Consider the following 13458-nt stretch of genomic DNA (forward strand, 5'->3'; position numbering starts at 1 on the left):
GGGGTGAAAACCGGCTAAGAACAGCTGAAAGGAGGCTTGGATGCCGGTCACCCTAAAAGACGTCGCCCTGCGCGCGGGCGTTTCCCGCTCTGCCGTGTCCCGGACGTTTACCGAGGGCGCTTCGGTCAGTCCGAAGACCCGCGCCAAGGTCGAGAAGGCCGCCGCAGACCTGGGCTATGCCCCGTCGGCACTGGCCTCCGCGCTCTCCACGGGGCGTACCAAGCTGATCGGGCTTGTTGTGTCGAACTTCCACAATCCGATCTTTCTCGAAATCTTCGACCGTTTCACCATCGGCCTCCAGGAACGCGGCCTCCGTCCTTTGCTTGTAAACCTTACGGGTGAGACGGACCCCCAGGCGTCCGTACGTATGCTCCGGCAGTACTCCGTCGACGGCGTTATCATCGCCTCATCCACCCTGCCGCCCAGCTTTGCGGGGGCCTTCCGCGAGGCGGGCTTGCCGGTCGTCCACAGCTTTGGCCGCTGGACCAGCGCGCCCGAAACTCACGTCGTCGGCATCGACAACCGCGAATGCGGACGGATGGCGGCGCGCACCCTCGTAGCCCGTGGCTATGAACGAGTCGCTTTCCTCGGCGGCCCCGAGGCGGCGACCTCCACCCAAGACCGCCTCGCTGGGTTTCTGGAAGGGCTAGAGGCCGCGCCCCTCCGGGGTGTCACAACCAGCTTCGCCGAGGCCTATACCTTCGAGGCAGGCCGCGCGGAAATGCAGCGCCTACTCGCTGCCGGACCCTTGCCGGATGCTTTCTTCGGGGGCGACGATGTGCTGTCCATCGGCGCCCTCTCCGCGCTCCGCGAGGCTGGGATGGATGTGCCCGGCGACCTTGGGATCATCGGCCTGAACGATATGCAGATCGCGGGCTGGCAAAACATCGACCTGACCACAATCCGCCAACCGGTCACGGCCATCATCGACGCCTCCATCGAACTGGCCCTGGCGACCATCGACGACCCCGACCGCCTGCCCGAAGCGCGCCTTTTCCCATGCCGGATTGTCGAGCGCGGCACCCTCCGCCCTTTGGCAACTGGGCCAGACTAACCAGCGCAACGGGGCAGACCTGGGCCCGCCCCCCTGCTTCTTCTCGGCAAAAATACTCAGACGCAACGCGACCAATCAGCGAAACATCGGAGGCCGGGCATCTACCCAGGCGCCCTCGGCTTTGCCCGACTCCGCCACCGCGAACACAGCCGCCATGGAGCGGAGCCCGTCCTCGGCCCGTGGATAAAGGTTCGCCGCCGGGTCCATCAAGCGGCTGTCCTTGCGAGCGCGAATGGCTTCTGCGAGATCGGCGTAGATATTGGCAAAGGCCAGGGGCATCCCCTCAGCATGTCCCACGGTCACGCGGCTGGTGCGGTCGGCCTCCGGCGACAGATTGCCCTCGCCCCGTTCGATCACCTGCAACCGTTCGCCGAGCGGCATGTAGTAGAGTTGGTTCGGTTGCTCCTGGCTCCACCGCAAACCGCCGGTCTCGCCGAACACCTGAAGGGTCAGACCATGCTGCCGCCCGATGGCAACGGAGGAGGTCCAGAGCCGCCCCACCGTCCCGCCCGACATGCGGAAGTTCACCATGGCGTCGTCTTCCAAGGTCCGCACGGGGATCGCGCTGACGATGTCGGCGGACAAACGCTCGACTTCCTGGCCTGTGACGAAGCTCGCCATATGCATGGCGTGGATCCCGCAATCGGCAAACTGCGCGCTGACCCCCGCCTGTGCCGGGTCATACCGCCAGCGGACGCGCGGGTTGTCGGCATCGGTGGCATCCGCGTGGTGGCCATGGGCAAACTCCGCTACGACGACGCGCACATCCCCGATGTCGCCCCGCGCCACCATCGCCCGCATGTGCCGGACTAGGGAGTAGCCGGTGTAGCCGTAATTCACGGCACAGATCTTGCCGGTCTTATTGGCGATCTCGACGATCTCCTGACCCTCTTCGACAGTCATCGTCATGGGCTTTTCGCAAAGGACGTGAAACCCGCCGTCTAGAAAAGCCTTGGTGATCTCATAGTGGGTAGCATTGGGCGTCGCCACGGTGACCAGGTCCACGCGATCCTCGCGCCCCCGCTCCCCTTCCAGCATCTCCTGCCAGGAGCCATAGGCTCGATCCGCGTCCAGGCCCAGCCGCATGCCATAGTCGCGCCCTTCCTCGGGGCGGTGGTCCAAAGCACCAGCCACAAAGGCAAACTCGCCATCCAGACCGGCGCCCAGCCGGTGCGCGGGTCCGATCTGGCTGCCTTCGCCGCCCCCGATCATACCCCAGTTCAGTTTCGCCATATCAGGCCCTCCCGTAGGGTGGGCGCCAGCCCACCGCCTGTCCAAGTCTCGTGTCAGAACCCGATGGATTGCAGGTATTCGCGGTTCGCCTTCGCGTCCCCCAATGTGTCGTTTTCCTTGGTCGGATCGATGTCCTGCTCGACCGTGCACCAGCCCTGGAACGCAGCGTCCAGCAAGACCTGCCGGACCGCCGGGAAATCCACATCCCCGTTGCCCAACGTGCAGAAAATGCCGTTCCCGCAGGCCTCGTAGAATCCGGTCCGGTTCTCGACCGCGCGGGCCTTCACGGCCGGGTCGATGTCCTTGAAGTGCATGTAGCTGATGCGCCCGACATGCCGTTTCATGAAGGCCACGGGATCATAGCCCGCATAGGAATGGTGGCCCGTGTCGAAGCAGATCTTGAGGATCTCTTCGGGCACCTCGTCCAGTAGGCGCTCCAACTCCGGCTCGAAGTCGATGAAGCCGGCCGCATGGGCATGCATCCCCACGGTCAGGCCCGCGTCGGTGCCCATGCGGGCGACCTCGACGATGCGATCCCGGAAGGCGGTCCATTCGGCGGTATCCATCTGTTCGGCCTCGGCGGCGCGGCCAGCGGTGGGCGCCCGGCGGGGGGAGATGCTGTCGATCAGCACCAGGTGTTTGGCCCCATGGGCGGTCAGCGCCGCGATGGTCCGGCGCGCGCCGTCCAGCACATCTTCCCATTGGGCCGGGTCGTGGAACGGGCGGAAGACGACTCCCCCGATCAACTCCAGATCATGCTCGGCCAGGCCATCGGCTAGGATCGCTGGATCCTCGGGCATATAGCCGACCGGCCCCAACTCGATCCCTTTGTACCCCGCGGCGGCGCATTGGCACAGTACCTCTTGCCAGGTGGGGTAGCCTTCGCCCGAGGCGAACTCGATCCCCCAGGAACAGGGGGCGTTTCCGATGCGGATGCTCATGGTGTGTGTCCCTTACAGGTCGACCCAGGCGCGGGTCTCGGAAGATGTCCAGGCGGCGTCGACCACGCGGTTGACCTCCATCCCGTCGCGGAAAGTGGGGAAGGCCGATTGGCCCGCCTCGATGGCGGCCAGGAAGTCCCGCGCCTCGATGATGATCTGGTCCTGATAGCCGGTGCCATGGCCCGGCCCCTGGCAGAAGGCGGCGTAGTTCGGGTGGGCGGGGCCGGTCAGGACGCGGGTGAACCCGCGCCCGGCCTCTGGCCCTTCGGCTCGGTAGACATGGAGGGAATTCTGATCCTCGCCGTCAAAGCGGATCGACCCCCGGGTCCCGTGGATTTCATAGGCGTAGCCCATCTTTTTGCCGGTCGCCGTGCGGCTGGCATAGATGTGGCCCATCACGCCTGAGGCAAAGCGCACCATCATTTGGGCATGGTCGTCATTGGTCACCTGCACCGGGCCATCGGGGCCGGGCCGTGTCTTATGTACGGTTTCGACGACCGCGTTCAGCGACGTAATCGGTCCCATCAGGGCCAGCGCACAGTTGATGGGATGGGGTGACAGATCACCCATCGTGCCCGTTTCGCGTCCTTGGCACCGCCAGGTGGCAGGCGCGTCGGGGTCGGCCAGGAAATCCTCGGTGTGTTCGCCGCGATACCAAGTGATGTCGCCAATCGCGCCCTCGCGGACAAGGCGGATCGCCTCCTGCGTGGCTGGGGTGCGGACGTAGTTGAAGCCGGTCATGTTGACCGCGCCGGACGCTTCGGCGGCGGCCACCATCGCCTGGCTGTCGGCGACATCCCGACCCAGCGGTTTCTCACAAAACACGGGCTTGCCCAGGGCAAAGGCCGCCTCGGCGATGGCGCGATGGGTGGACTGGGGCGAAGCGATGATGACCGCATCCACCTTCGGGTCGGCGACCAGAGCCTGCCAATCGCTCGTGGCCCGCGCAAAGCCAAAGGCGGCGCGGTAGCGGTCCGCGCTTGCCTCGCTGGTGGCGCAGACCATCTCTAGACGAGGACGCAGGGTCGTCTCAAAGACGGCGCCCACGGCGGCATAGGCAACCGCGTGGGCCTTGCCCATGTACCCCCCGCCCACGATGCCGATCCCGATGTCGGTCATGGCCGCCTCCTCCCAAATAGCGTTTGCAACCGGTTGCAAAATTTGTATGCTCGGATTCGGAGATGCGCAATATGCAATCGCTTTGTGGACGGCTATTTCCGAAGACGACGTGGGAGGGGGCGGCATCGCCATGACTGAGACGGTTCGACTGACCGTGGCCCAGGCCATCGTGCGCTGGCTGGCGGCGCAATACATCGAGATCGACGGGGTCGAGACGCGCATTTGCGGCGGCGGCTTCGGCATCTTCGGCCACGGCAATGTGCCCTGTTTGGGCGAGGCGATCTATCCCATGCGCGATGTGCTGCCGCTCTACCGTGGTCAGAACGAGCAGGGCATGGGCTTCGCAGCCGCGGGCTATGCCAAGTACCACCTGCGCCGCCGGTTCATGTTCTGCACCGCCTCGGCTGGGCCGGGAACGGCGAATTTGTTGACGGCGGCGGCCCTGGCCCATGCCAACCGCCTGCCGATGCTGATGCTCTGCGGCGATACCTTCATCACGCGCCTGCCGGATCCTGTGCTGCAACAGTTGGAGCACTTTGGGAACCCGACCCTGGGCGTGAACGACGCCTTCAAGGCTGTGTCGCGGTTCTGGGATCGGATCACCCATCCCGCGCAGATCCTGCAGTCGCTGCCCGCCGCCCTGGCCACAATGCTCGACCCCGCCGATTGCGGACCCGCCTTCCTGGGATTGCCCCAGGACGTCCAGGGTTGGGCCCATGATTATCCGTTCAGCTTCTTCGACAAGCGCGTGCACCGTATCCGCCGCCAAGCGCCGGATATCGCCGAAGTGGCGGAGGCCGCCGCTCTTCTGACCGCCGCTGCGCGTCCGGTCATCATCGCAGGCGGCGGCGTGCAATACTCCGGCGCTGTGGCCGAGCTGACCGCCTTTGCCGAGACTCATGACATCCCGGTCGTTGAGACCATCGCGGGCCGCGCCAACCTGACGAACGACCACCCGCTGAACGTCGGTCCCGTCGGCGTGACAGGGTCCGATAGCGCCAATGCCATCGCCGAACGCGCCGACCTTGTTTTCGCCGTGGGCACGCGGCTGCAGGATTTCACCACTGGTTCCTGGACGGCCTTCGCCCATGACGCCAAGTTACTGCACCTGAACGTTTGCCGCCACGACGCGGCCAAGCACCTCGCGACGACTGTCGTGGGGGATGCCAAGCTGGGTCTGACCGCGATTACCGAAGGGCTAGGCGACCATCGGGCGCCCGCCGCCTGGGCTGAGGACGCTCGGGCAGAGCGGACGAAGTGGGACGCTTATGTCGCCGACAACGTAAAGCCCGGCAATCGCCCCAACAGCTACGCCCAGGCCATCGGCACGGTAAACGCGCTGTGTGATACCGCCGACCGCGTGGTCGCCGCCGCAGGTGGCCTGCCCGCTGAGGTCACGGCCAATTGGCGCACGCTCAAACCCGGAACGGTCGACGTGGAATTCGGCTTCTCCTGCATGGGGTATGAGATCGCGGGCGCCTGGGGCGCGCGCATCGCGCAGATGGAGCAGGAGGCCGACCAAGACACCATCGTGTTCTGCGGCGACGGCTCCTACCTGCTGATGAACTCGGACGTCTACTCCAGCGTGCTGACCGAGAAGAAGTTGATCATCCTGGTGCTTGACAACGGTGGCTTCGCGGTCATCAACAAGCTGCAGAACAACACAGGCCAGGCCAGTTTCAACAACCTGATCGCCGATACGCCCACGGCCACCCATCAGGTCGGCGTCGATTTCGAGGCCCATGCGGTGGCTATGGGTGCCATCGCCGAAACCGTCTCTAACCCGGGGGAACTGGGCGAGGCCTTCACCCGCGCCAAGGCCGCCGACCGCACCACGGTCCTCGTGATGAAGGTCGACCCCTACGAGGGCTGGACCCAGCAAGGCCACACCTGGTGGGAGGTGGGGACGGCCCAGGTCTCCGACGACGAAGGCGTCCGCAAGGGCCACGCGGATTGGGAATCCACCCGCCACAAACAGCGGCAGGGCGTGTGATGGACCTGAACGGCACCAACTTCCTGATCGTGGGCCGCGCGGGGATGGATTTCTACCCCGACCCGCCCGGCACCCGGACCGAGGAGGCAGAGCGCTTCGTTTCCTGCCTCGGCGGTAGCAGCGCGAACATCGGCGTGGCGCTGGTCAAACAGGGGTGCCAGGCCGCGCTGGTCACGCGGGTCAGCGACGATGCCATCGGGCGCTTCTGCGTCAATCAGCTCGACCACTACGGCATTGACCGCACCCATGTGACACCCGTGGGGGGCGAGGCGCGCAACTCGCTCGCCGTCGTCGAAAGCCGGATCGAGGACCACCAATCGGTCATCTACCGCAACGGCGCCGCTGATTTCGAGATGACCACGGCGGATGTGGAGGCCGTGGATTACGCGCCCTATTCCGCCCTCATCACCACAGGCACTGTCTTTGCCGCCGACCCCAGCCGCACCGCCGCCTTCCGCGCGTTCGAGTTGGCGCAAGCCACCGGGATGCCGCTCATCTTCGACATCGACTACCGCCCCTATTCCTGGACTTCGGCGGAGTTCGCCGCCGATGTGCTCAGCCGGGCGGGCGAGATGTGCGACTGTATCATCGGCAACGACGTGGAGTTCGGCTTCATGGCGGGCGACTACGACCGTGGCCTCGACAAGGCCCGCAGCCTCGCCGCCGAGGGCAAGCTGATCGTCTATAAGATGGGCGAGAAGGGTGCGATTACCTTCGCAGGGGGCGAGGAAATCCATACCGGCATCTACCGGACGGAGGCGCTCAAACCCACCGGCGCGGGCGACAGCTTCATGGGGGGGTTCATCGCCGCGCTCGCGGGGGGGCACCCGGTCAAGGACGCCGTCCTGCGCGGGTCCGCTAATGCGGCGATGGTCGTGGCCCGTGTCGGCTGCGCCCCTGCCATGCCAACCACAGACGAACTGGAGGCCTTCCTGGCCGACCACCCCGGACCGGAGGAGACCTGAGATGCACATCCCGCCCCATGACAACCACAACAAGCCCATCGTGGACGTGGATAACCCCACGGTTCCGTTGAACTACTTCAACATCGTCAAGCTGACCGAAGGTCAGTCGTTTGACTATCTGGTGCCTGGATATGAGACCTGCATCGTGCCAGCCACGGGAACCGTGACCGTGCATGTGGAGGGCGAGGTCTATCGCGACATCGGCGTGCGCGAAATCGACGTGTTCGATGGTGATCCCGAAGGCGTCTATGTGCCCACCGGCACCAAGGCCCATTTCACCTGTCGCTCCGCCGAGGCGGAGGTGTTCATTGCGGGTGCGAAATACGACCAGGTCCTGAAGCCCTTCGAAGTGCGCACCAAGGACTTGGACAAGGTCCAATACGGATCAGATGAGACCAAGACCCACCGCCGCATCGCCCATATCCTGGGTGCGGGCTGCCACGACCGGGTCGGGCGGTTACTGGTATCGGAGTTGTTCACCGTCGGTGCAGGCGGCTGGTCCGGCTTTCCCAGCCACAAGCACGACACGGACCGGAAGGTCGGGGACGAGATGATCGAGACCCGCCACGATGAGACTTACAATTTCCGGTTCAAGCCCAATTATGGCTCGGGCGTGCAGATGTTGCAGCGCGAAGATAACAAGCCGGGCGATGCCTATCACATCATGGATGGCTCCACGATCTGCCTCGACAAGGGTTATCACCCCTGTGCCGCGCTTCCGGGGTATGAGATGTACTACTTCACCATCCTGGGCGGGCTGAGCCAACGCAGCCTGAAGCAGTACTTCCAGCCGACCCACGAAGAGCAGCTGCATACGATCCCGGGCATCATGGACATGGTCGCCAAGTTCAAGTGATCGGCACGGCGGGGTGACCCCCGCCCTTCGCCCATGCCGCGCAATGCGGCGCCCTCGTCCTCGGGTGCGACCCGGGGACCTCTCCCCGATAGCACGGACGTGTCCCATGACCCTCGCTACCCTTCGCGATGTTTTGCAACCGGCCCTGTCCGAGGGGCGCGCCATTGCGGGTTTCGTTTGCCTGGGGTGGGAGGATGCCCGCGCCTATGCTCGGGCGGCGCAGACGGTCGGCGTGCCGGTCATCCTTCAGGCTGGGCCGGGGTGCCGGGAACACACGCCGCTGCCGGTGCTGGGCGCCATGTTTCGGATCCTGGCGGCGGATGTGGATGTGCCGGTCGTGGCCCATCTCGACCACGGCTATCAGGCTGCGGAGTGTCGCGAGGCCATCGATGCGGGCTTTACCAGCGTGATGTTCGACGGCTCCAAACTGCCTCTGGAGGAGAACATCGCCCAGACCCGCGCCATTGCCGAGATGGCCCATGCCGCGGGTGTTTCCTGTGAGGGCGAAATCGGGTTCGTCGGCTATGCCGCTGGCGCCGAAAGTCGTGGGACGGACCCGGAGGAGGCCGCGCGCTTCGCCAGCGAGACGGGTGTGGACGCCATGGCGATCAGCGTTGGGAACGTGCACCTGCAAACCGATGCCGGGGACGGTTTGGATGAGGCCAAGATTGCCGCGATCCAGGCCAAGACCTCGGTCCCGCTGGTGATCCATGGCGGGTCCGGTGTGCCCCATGCCCAGAGGGGGCGCTTGGCCCGCGAGACCTCCATCTGCAAGTTCAATATCGGGACCGAGGTGCGCCAGGTCTTCGGCGCCTCCCTCCGTCAGGTTCTGGCCGATGACCCGGACCAATTTGATCGCGTTCAGATCTTGCGCCGGGTCGAGGCACCCATCCAAGCGGCGGCGGAGGCGGTGCTTCGGTCTTTGGTGTCCTGACGTGTTACTGAAATTACCCATCCTCAATTTTCGGTAACGAAACATTTGATCGCTCACCGCCTTCATGGTACGCGGTCTTATGGGCAGCGGAGGATGCCACGTGGCGGAGGCGTTTATTTGCGACGGCGTACGAACGCCGATCGGTCGCTACGGCGGGGCCTTGGCTGCGATCCGGGCGGACGACCTGGCCGCCCATCCCATCCGCGCCTTGCTCGCGCGGAACCCTGATCTAGACCCAGGCTCAGTGGACGAGGTTCTGTTGGGGGCCGCGAACCAAGCCGGTGAAGACAATCGCAACGTGGCCCGTATGGCCGCACTGCTGGCAGGCCTGCCCGAAACGGTGCCCGGCGTGACGCTCAATAGGCTTTGCGCCAGCGGTTTGGATGCCGTCGGGTTCGCGGCACGCGGGATCAAGGCCGGGGACTATGACCTCTGCATTGCGGGCGGGTCCGAGAGCATGACTCGGGCGCCGATCGTGACCGCTAAGGCCGATGCGGCGTTTTCGCGACATGTCGAAAGCTACGACACGACCATCGGTTGGCGGTTCCCGAATGCGGCCCTGCACAGTGCCTATGGGACCCATTCCATGCCTGAAACGGCAGACAATGTCGCCGCCGACCATGGGATCGCGCGCGCCGACCAAGACGCTTTTGCCGCCCGGTCCCAGGCCCGTTGGGCCGCCGCGCATGAGGCTGGCTTTTTTGACGGGGAAATCGCGCCGGTCGAGATCCCGCAGCGGAAAGGCGATCCGGTTGTCGTGGCGACCGATGAACATCCGCGCCCGGGCACGGATGCGGCTAAGCTGTCCAAGTTGCGCGGGGTTAATGGGCCGGACCTATCGGTGACAGCGGGCAATGCCTCGGGCGTCAATGACGGAGCGGCGGCGTTGCTCATCGCCTCGTCCGAGGCTCTCCGCGCGCACTCCCTGACGCCTATGGCGCGGGTGGTGACTATGGCCTCGGCCGGAGTGGCGCCACGGGTCATGGGGGTTGGACCTGTCCCGGCGGTAAGAAAGGCTCTGACACGGGCGAATTTGACGATCTCCGACATGGATGTGATCGAGTTGAACGAGGCCTTTGCGGCTCAAGCCCTGGCCGTGTTGCGACAGCTCGGCCTGCCCGGCGATGCGCCCCATGTGAACCCTAACGGCGGTGCCATCGCGCTGGGCCATCCCCTGGGCATGTCCGGCGCGCGCCTTGCCCTGACGGCGGCGCGGCAGTTGCGCGCCACCGGGGGGCGTTACGCGCTTGTGACCCTTTGTGTGGGCGTCGGGCAAGGCGCCGCCATGATCTTGGAAAGGACCTGACGATGTATGCGCAGATGATTAAGTCCGAAGCGAGCCAGGACGATCCGGAGAAGCTCGCCGCCTTTCAGGCGCGCATCGACCGGGGGGAAAAGATCGAGCCGAAGGATTGGATGCCCGAGGGCTATCGCAAGACCCTGATCCGCCAAATTGGCCAGCATGCCCATTCGGAGATCGTGGGCCAGTTGCCCGAAGGCAATTGGGTGACCCGCGCGCCGACGCTGGAACGGAAGGCCATCCTGCTGGCCAAGGTTCAGGACGAGGCAGGGCATGGCCTGTATCTCTATTGTGCCGCCGAGACGCTGGGCATCAGCCGGGACGAGATGACGGAGATGCTGCTGGATGGGCGCATGAAGTACTCGTCGATCTTCAATTATCCGACGCTGACTTGGGCGGACATGGGGGCCGTTGGTTGGTTGGTGGATGGGGCGGCGATTATGAACCAGGTGCCGCTCCAACGGACGTCCTACGGGCCCTATGCCCGCGCAATGGTGCGGATCTGCAAGGAGGAGAGCTTCCACCAGCGGCAGGGCTTCGACGTGATGATGAAGATGTGCCAAGGGTCCGAGGCGCAGAAGCGCATGGCCCAGGATGCGCTCAACCGTTTTTGGTTCCCATCGCTTATGATGTTTGGTCCGTCGGACAAAGACAGCAAACACTCCGCCCAATCGATGAAGTGGCGGATCAAGATGAACACCAACGACGAGTTGCGGCAGAAGTTCGTGGATCAAACCGTTCCGCAGGCGGAATACCTGGGCCTCACGGTGCCTGATCCGGATCTGACCTGGAACGAAGAGACGGGGCACTACGACTTCACGGAACCCGATTGGGCGGAGTTCATGGAGGTTCTGGCGGGCAACGGCCCCTGCAACCGGGACCGGATGGAGGCGCGGAACCGTGCCTGGGACGAGGGGGCCTGGGTCCGCGAGGGGCTGATGGCCCATGCCACCAAACAGCGGGCCGTTTCGGTGGCGGCGGAATGATTGCCCCTCCGGCACCGGATTGGCAGTTGGCCGAGGTCAACATCGCGCGCCTGAAAGCCCCCATCGACTCGCCCATCGTGGCGGAGTTCGCGGGTGCCTTGGATCGCATTAACGGCTTGGCTGAGCGGATGGACGGCTTCGTCTGGCGGCATATCGACGAGGGCGGCAACGCGACCCAGACACAGCCGACCGAGGATCCGCGCGTCATCTACAATGCCTCGGTCTGGCGCGATGGCCCTGCGTTAGAGACGTTTGTCTGGGGCACGCTGCACGCCCGCTTCTATGAGCGGCGCGCGGAGTGGTTCGACGCCCTGGGGTCCATGCATTTCGCCATGTGGTGGGTGCCCCCCGGCCACCGTCCCGACCCGGCAGAGGCGATGGAGCGGCTCGCCGCCCTGGAACGGGACGGACCTGGGGCGCAGGCGTTCGGATGGGCGGACCTGCCAGGGGCCACCCGCTGGCGCACCGCTCGGTGCGTGCCCGCATGACCCAGGACGGGAACGACATGACAGCGGCAAAACGCGAATGGCCCCTATGGGAGGTGTTCATCCGCGGGCAGCATGGAATGAGCCATCGGCATGTGGGGTCCCTGCATGCGGCAGATGCGGCGATGGCCATGAAGAACGCCCGTGACGTCTACACGCGGCGCTATGAGGGCGTCAGCATCTGGGTCGTGCCCTCGGTCCAGATCACCGCGTCAAACCCATCGGACAAAGGGCCGATGTTCGATCCAGCGGATGACAAGACCTATCGCCATCCGACCTTCTTCGACATTCCGGACGATGTGGGGGCCATGTGAGCGATCTGGTGACCTATCTGACCCGTCTGGGTGACAACACCCTGGTGTTGGGCCACCGCCTGTCGGAGTGGTGCGGGAGGGGGCCAGCGTTGGAGGAGGATATCGCCCTCGCCAACACGGCCTTGGACCTGATCGGGCAGACGCAGATGTGGCTGGGCTACGCCGCCGAGGCCGAGGCCAAGGGGCGCACCGCCGACGATCTGGCCATGGGGCGCGACGTCTGGGACTTTCGCAACCTTTTGTTGTTGGAGCAGCCCAACGGCGATTTTGGTCGCACGATCATGCGGTCGTTTCTGTTCGACCATTGGCATCTTTTGATGCTGCGCGGTCTGACGCAGGTCTCGGACGCCCGTATGGCCGGGATCGCTGCCAAGGCCGTGAAAGAGGTCGCCTACCACGCCGACCGATCCGCCGAATTGGTCGTTGGTCTTGGGGATGGGACCGAGGAAAGCCACCGGCGGATGCAAGACGCGCTGGACCGGTTGTGGCCCTATGTTGGCGAGATGTTCATCGGGGACGAGGTGGATGCCGCTACGGCTGCAGAATTCGGCGCCCCCGTCCCGGATATGTTGCGCGCGCCGTGGGACGACGCGGTTCTGCCCATCCTGGCCCAGGCGACGCTGACGGTCCCCGACGGAGCCTTCGCGCACCAGGGCGGCAAGACGGGCGCGCGCCATACGGAGCATCTCGGCCATATGCTGACGACCATGCAATGGTTGCATCGGGCCTATCCGGGGGCGAATTGGTGACCCCGCGCCCGCAGCCTGCGCCCGTTCCCGGGAGCGCCGCCGACAGACCCCGGCGCCACACCGGGCCGACACCTAGGACGGAGGCCGAGGTTTGGGCCGTTTTGCGGCAGATCCCCGACCCGGAGATCCCCGTGATTTCGATCACAGACCTTGGGATCGTCCGCTCCGTGACCCTGACGGGTCGTGTCGCTCGGGTGACGATAACGCCGACCTATTCGGGCTGCCCCGCGACGGGCGCCATTTCCCTGGCGATTGAACTGGCCCTGGCGGATGCCGGGCTACGGCCTGTGTTAGAGACACAAATCGACCCGCCCTGGACCACGGACTGGCTGTCGGCGGAGGGGCGCGCCAAGCTGCGCCGCTACGGCATCGCGCCGCCCCATGCCGCCGGCCCAGACGCCTGCCCCCGGTGCAGCAGCCCGAACATCCGTCGGGTCAGCCAATTCGGCTCGACGCCCTGTAAATCGGCCTGGCAATGCGACGCCTGCCTGGAACCCTTCGATTACTTCAAGTGCCACTGAGGAGGCCC

The 13458-nt window shown here is 65.2% G+C and carries 14 protein-coding genes; 11 read left to right on the top strand and 3 right to left on the bottom strand.

Annotated features, from left to right (window positions below; translation table 11 throughout):
- Nucleotides 1-40: 40 nt before the first annotated feature.
- A complete protein-coding gene (locus K5R33_RS09825) occupies nucleotides 41-1054 on the top strand; it encodes a LacI family DNA-binding transcriptional regulator (protein ID WP_220748847.1) in 1014 nt (337 codons plus the stop codon).
- Between the two features lie 75 nt (nucleotides 1055-1129).
- On the opposite strand, the gene K5R33_RS09830 is transcribed toward K5R33_RS09825, so the two are convergent.
- From K5R33_RS09830 to K5R33_RS09840, 3 genes are read right to left on the bottom strand one after another with little or no spacing between them, the layout of a single operon-like run.
- Complete coding sequence (locus K5R33_RS09830; protein WP_220748848.1) at nucleotides 1130-2287, bottom strand: Gfo/Idh/MocA family protein; 1158 nt, start codon at nucleotides 2285-2287, stop codon at nucleotides 1130-1132.
- A 53-nt stretch (nucleotides 2288-2340) separates the two neighbouring features.
- Nucleotides 2341-3228, bottom strand: a complete 888-nt coding sequence (locus tag K5R33_RS09835) for a TIM barrel protein (protein ID WP_220748849.1) — start codon at nucleotides 3226-3228, stop codon at nucleotides 2341-2343.
- 12 nt (nucleotides 3229-3240) lie between these two features.
- Nucleotides 3241-4347: a Gfo/Idh/MocA family protein gene (locus K5R33_RS09840; RefSeq protein WP_220748850.1), complete on the bottom strand. Its 1107-nt coding sequence runs from the start codon at nucleotides 4345-4347 to the stop codon at nucleotides 3241-3243.
- A 130-nt stretch (nucleotides 4348-4477) separates the two neighbouring features.
- Between K5R33_RS09840 and iolD the strand changes: the two genes are divergently transcribed.
- The 10 genes from iolD to paaD all read left to right on the top strand — a co-directional run bounded on the left by iolD (nucleotide 4478) and on the right by paaD (nucleotide 13450).
- On the top strand, nucleotides 4478-6340 hold the full coding sequence (gene iolD, locus K5R33_RS09845; protein WP_220748851.1) for a 3D-(3,5/4)-trihydroxycyclohexane-1,2-dione acylhydrolase (decyclizing): 1863 nt from the start codon (nucleotides 4478-4480) through the stop codon (nucleotides 6338-6340).
- Nucleotides 6340-7305 carry a 5-dehydro-2-deoxygluconokinase gene (iolC, locus tag K5R33_RS09850; protein WP_220748852.1) on the top strand — a complete coding sequence of 322 codons (966 nt, stop codon included), beginning with the start codon at nucleotides 6340-6342 and terminating at the stop codon, nucleotides 7303-7305. The genes iolD and iolC overlap by 1 nt, the downstream gene beginning before the upstream one ends.
- A 1-nt stretch (nucleotide 7306) precedes the next feature.
- Nucleotides 7307-8161, top strand: a complete 855-nt coding sequence (locus tag K5R33_RS09855; protein ID WP_220748853.1) for a 5-deoxy-glucuronate isomerase — start codon at nucleotides 7307-7309, stop codon at nucleotides 8159-8161.
- Between the two features lie 106 nt (nucleotides 8162-8267).
- Entirely contained in the window at nucleotides 8268-9095 is an 828-nt protein-coding gene (locus K5R33_RS09860) for a class II fructose-bisphosphate aldolase (protein ID WP_220748854.1), read from the top strand.
- Nucleotides 9096-9174: 79 nt separating this feature from the next.
- Nucleotides 9175-10401, top strand: a complete 1227-nt coding sequence (gene pcaF / locus K5R33_RS09865) for a 3-oxoadipyl-CoA thiolase (protein WP_373314162.1) — start codon at nucleotides 9175-9177, stop codon at nucleotides 10399-10401.
- Between the two features lie 2 nt (nucleotides 10402-10403).
- The gene (paaA, locus tag K5R33_RS09870) at nucleotides 10404-11381 is read left to right on the top strand and encodes a 1,2-phenylacetyl-CoA epoxidase subunit PaaA (RefSeq protein ID WP_220748856.1); all 978 of its coding nucleotides are present in this window, start codon (nucleotides 10404-10406) and stop codon (nucleotides 11379-11381) included.
- A complete protein-coding gene (locus K5R33_RS09875; RefSeq protein WP_220748857.1) occupies nucleotides 11378-11869 on the top strand; it encodes a DUF3291 domain-containing protein in 492 nt (163 codons plus the stop codon). Before paaA ends, K5R33_RS09875 begins: the two co-directional genes overlap by 4 nt.
- 17 nt (nucleotides 11870-11886) lie before the next feature.
- Nucleotides 11887-12180 carry a 1,2-phenylacetyl-CoA epoxidase subunit PaaB gene (paaB, locus tag K5R33_RS09880; RefSeq protein ID WP_220748858.1) on the top strand — a complete coding sequence of 98 codons (294 nt, stop codon included), beginning with the start codon at nucleotides 11887-11889 and terminating at the stop codon, nucleotides 12178-12180.
- On the top strand, nucleotides 12177-12929 hold the full coding sequence (gene paaC, locus K5R33_RS09885) for a 1,2-phenylacetyl-CoA epoxidase subunit PaaC (RefSeq protein ID WP_220748859.1): 753 nt from the start codon (nucleotides 12177-12179) through the stop codon (nucleotides 12927-12929). Before paaB ends, paaC begins: the two co-directional genes overlap by 4 nt.
- Nucleotides 12926-13450, top strand: a complete 525-nt coding sequence (gene paaD, locus K5R33_RS09890; protein WP_373314155.1) for a 1,2-phenylacetyl-CoA epoxidase subunit PaaD — start codon at nucleotides 12926-12928, stop codon at nucleotides 13448-13450. Before paaC ends, paaD begins: the two co-directional genes overlap by 4 nt.
- The last annotated feature ends 8 nt before the right edge of the window (nucleotides 13451-13458 follow it).

The organism is Jannaschia pagri (assembly GCF_019655435.1).
Classification (GTDB): domain Bacteria; phylum Pseudomonadota; class Alphaproteobacteria; order Rhodobacterales; family Rhodobacteraceae; genus Jannaschia; species Jannaschia pagri.